This window comes from Gordonia sp. (in: high G+C Gram-positive bacteria) (assembly GCF_049299075.1).
In the GTDB taxonomy this organism is placed as follows: domain Bacteria; phylum Actinomycetota; class Actinomycetes; order Mycobacteriales; family Mycobacteriaceae; genus Gordonia.
The window spans coordinates 1-2,579 of record NZ_JBAQWU010000218.1 but is presented as its reverse complement, the minus strand read 5'-3'; the positions used below and the strand labels follow the sequence as shown (position 1 = coordinate 2,579).

The following is a 2,579-nucleotide window of genomic DNA, read 5'->3' as shown; positions in this document are numbered from 1 at the left end:
CTCCGGTCGCCTCGATCAGTTCCACCATCGCATTCGCACCGCCGAAGACGCGCCCACCGAGCCGGTCGGCGAGCGCCCCGGCGGCGTCCGCATCGGCCACCGCCACCGCGTCCGAACCCATCCCGGTGGCGGCCACCTGACGGGCCAACAGGTCCAGGTTGCCGCCACCGGCTCCCAAACCTGCCACCTCGAAACGCTCGGGGTGTTCGGCGATCACTTCGAGGGCCTGCGTCCCGATGGAACCGGTCGAACCCAAAATCAGCACACGTGTCGTCACACCGGTCATTGTGACGCACTCCGATCGGGTTATGCTGTAGCCCTGACTACTACCGGTCGTCATACACCGGTCCACCAACACCGAGGAGTCTCACGTGGCAAGCACCGAGGTCGACACCATCGATACCGGCTGGGTTCGCGAAGACCCGGACGCCCCGTCCGCCCGTTTCGGCTGGTCCGGCACCGCCGACCGCACCTACGCGATCGCGTCCTTCGTCAGCGGTCTCATCATGCTCGGCATGCTCGTCGGCAACCACGTCGGCCACGTCGAGGACATCTTCTTGATCTGCATCGCCGTCGTGCTGCTGGTGTACCCCCTGGTCAAGTTGCGTCCCCGCAAGGGCGCCTGGAAGCGCGCGTAGCCGACACCCCCTTTTCGTCGACAGCCGGCCCCGGATTGTTTCCGGGTCCGGCTGTTCGCTTCTGCCGGTAGCTATTTCTCTTCAGCTGCCAACTGACCGCACGCCGCCGCGATCTCCTGCCCCCGCGTGTCGCGCACCGTGCACGAGACGCCCTGCTCCTGGACCCGGCGCACAAACTCGCGCTCGACAGGTTTCGGGCTGGCATCCCACTTCGAGCCCGGAGTCGGGTTCAGTGGGATCAGGTTCACGTGCACCATCGGGCCGAGCGCCTTGCGAAGCTTCTTTCCGAGCAGATCGGCACGCCACGGCTGGTCGTTCACCTCGCGGATCAGCGCGTACTCGATGGACACCCGCCTGCCGGTAGTGTCGGCGTAGTAGCGCGCGGCGTCGAGCACTTCCTGCACCGTCCAACGGCTGTTCACCGGCACCAGGGTGTTACGCAGCTCATCATCGGGTGTGTGCAGGCTGACCGCCAACGTCACCGGAATACCCTCGTCGGCCAGCTTTCGAATAGCCGGAGCCAGGCCCACCGTGGATACCGTCACCGAACGCGCCGAGATGCCGAAGCCCTCGGGTTCGGGCGAGGTGATCTTGCGGACCGCATCGACCACCCGCTTGTAGTTGGCGAGCGGCTCACCCATTCCCATGAAGACGACGTTCGACAGCCGCCCAGGGTCACCGACTTCACCGTCTCGCAGTGCCCGCGCCGCCGCCCGCACCTGGTCCACGATTTCGGCGGTGGACAAGTTTCGGTCCAGTCCACCCTGGCCGGTCGCACAGAACGGGCAGGCCATCCCACATCCGGCCTGCGACGAGATACACAGTGTATTCCGGTCCGGGTAGCGCATCAGGACCGATTCGAGGAGCGTGCCGTCGTGCAGTCGCCACAGCGTCTTGCGGGTGGTGCCGTCGTCACAGGAGACGTTCCGGACGGGCGTCATCAGCGGCGGGAACAGGGCTGCCCCGACGTCATCGCGCACCGCGGCGGGCAGGTCGGTCATCTCGGCGACGTCGGCGTTGAGCCGACCGTAATACTGTTTGGCCAGCTGATTGGCACGGAACTTGGGCAACCCCAGCGCAGCGACAGCCGCCACCTGGCCGTCGGCGTCTAGATCGGCGAAGTGGCGTGGTGGTTTACCGCGTGCGGGCGCGGTGAAAACGAGGGGCAGGCTGCTCACACTTCCCATTCTCTCATGTCATGATGAGCCGATGACCACTCCGGATCCCAATGCGCAGCAGCCGAACGTCGAGCCGATGAACGACAACGTTCCGGTGCACCCGGGGGCCGACGCCGAGCCGGCCGCGGCCGACGACGCACCCGGACACGAGAGCCAGGCGCTGGCACAGGCACAGCAGGCGGTCACCAAGATCGAGCACACCGCGTCGCGGGCAACCGTCTTCGGTTGGATCGTCGGCATCGTCGTCACGATCCTGCTCCTGGTCTTCATTCTGCGGAACCAGGGCTCGCAGAGCATCGACTTGGTCTTCGGCACCGTAAATCTGCCGGTCGGTGTCAGCCTGCTGATCGCCGCTATCGCCGGTGCCATCATCACGCTGGCCATCACCGGCGTCCGCATCGTGCAACTGCGCCGCGCCCTCACACAGGTGGACAAGTCGGCGCGACGCCCGGCCCGCCGCAAGAAGTAGCTATCCCGGCGAGGCGTTGAGGAGCAGCAGCAACGCCCACAGCCAGACTAGAATGGTCCCGAGCATCAGCACCGAGGCTGCCAGCCGGAACCGGGCCCGGTTGACCCCGCCCGCGAGGACATCCGCGGTGGCCAGCGGCCACCACTTGGCGAAGGCGGCTATCGCGCCGACCGCCAAGATCGTCGACGCCCCACTGAACAAGACGCCAGTCGACGACGACGTTCCCAGGATCGTCGCGATCACCGCGCCGATCACACCGAACGTCAGGCAAACCAGACCGGTCCGCAGCAGAAC

Annotated in this window: 4 protein-coding genes and 1 pseudogene; 2 read left to right on the top strand and 3 right to left on the bottom strand. The window is 66.3% G+C overall.

The genetic code is table 11. From position 1 onward, the window contains the following. Positions 1-286, bottom strand: a pseudogene (locus tag WAW85_RS06835) (1-deoxy-D-xylulose-5-phosphate reductoisomerase); the annotation flags it as partial. Between the two features lie 85 nt (positions 287-371). Between WAW85_RS06835 and WAW85_RS06830 the strand changes: the two are divergent. After that, a complete protein-coding gene (locus WAW85_RS06830; protein WP_422558875.1) occupies positions 372-638 on the top strand; it encodes a DUF2631 domain-containing protein in 267 nt (88 codons plus the stop codon). 71 nt (positions 639-709) lie between these two features. On the opposite strand, the gene rlmN is transcribed toward WAW85_RS06830, so the two are convergent. Beyond that, entirely contained in the window at positions 710-1,816 is a 1,107-nt protein-coding gene (gene rlmN, locus WAW85_RS06825) for a 23S rRNA (adenine(2503)-C(2))-methyltransferase RlmN (RefSeq protein WP_422558874.1), read from the bottom strand. Positions 1,817-1,847: 31 nt separating this feature from the next. On the opposite strand from rlmN, the gene WAW85_RS06820 reads away from it, so the two are divergent. Next, positions 1,848-2,285 carry a lipopolysaccharide assembly protein LapA domain-containing protein gene (locus WAW85_RS06820; protein ID WP_422558873.1) on the top strand — a complete coding sequence of 146 codons (438 nt, stop codon included), beginning with the start codon at positions 1,848-1,850 and terminating at the stop codon, positions 2,283-2,285. On the opposite strand, the gene WAW85_RS06815 is transcribed toward WAW85_RS06820, so the two are convergent. Continuing rightward, positions 2,286-2,579, bottom strand: a 294-nt coding sequence (locus WAW85_RS06815) for a hypothetical protein (RefSeq protein ID WP_422558872.1), incomplete at its 5' end; no start/stop codon positions are given.

Excerpts from the sequence above, each read along its gene's own strand:
- WAW85_RS06820 (WP_422558873.1), top strand. The coding sequence starts at position 1,848 with ATGACCACTCCGGATCCCAATGCGCAGCAGCCGAACGTCGAGCCGATG.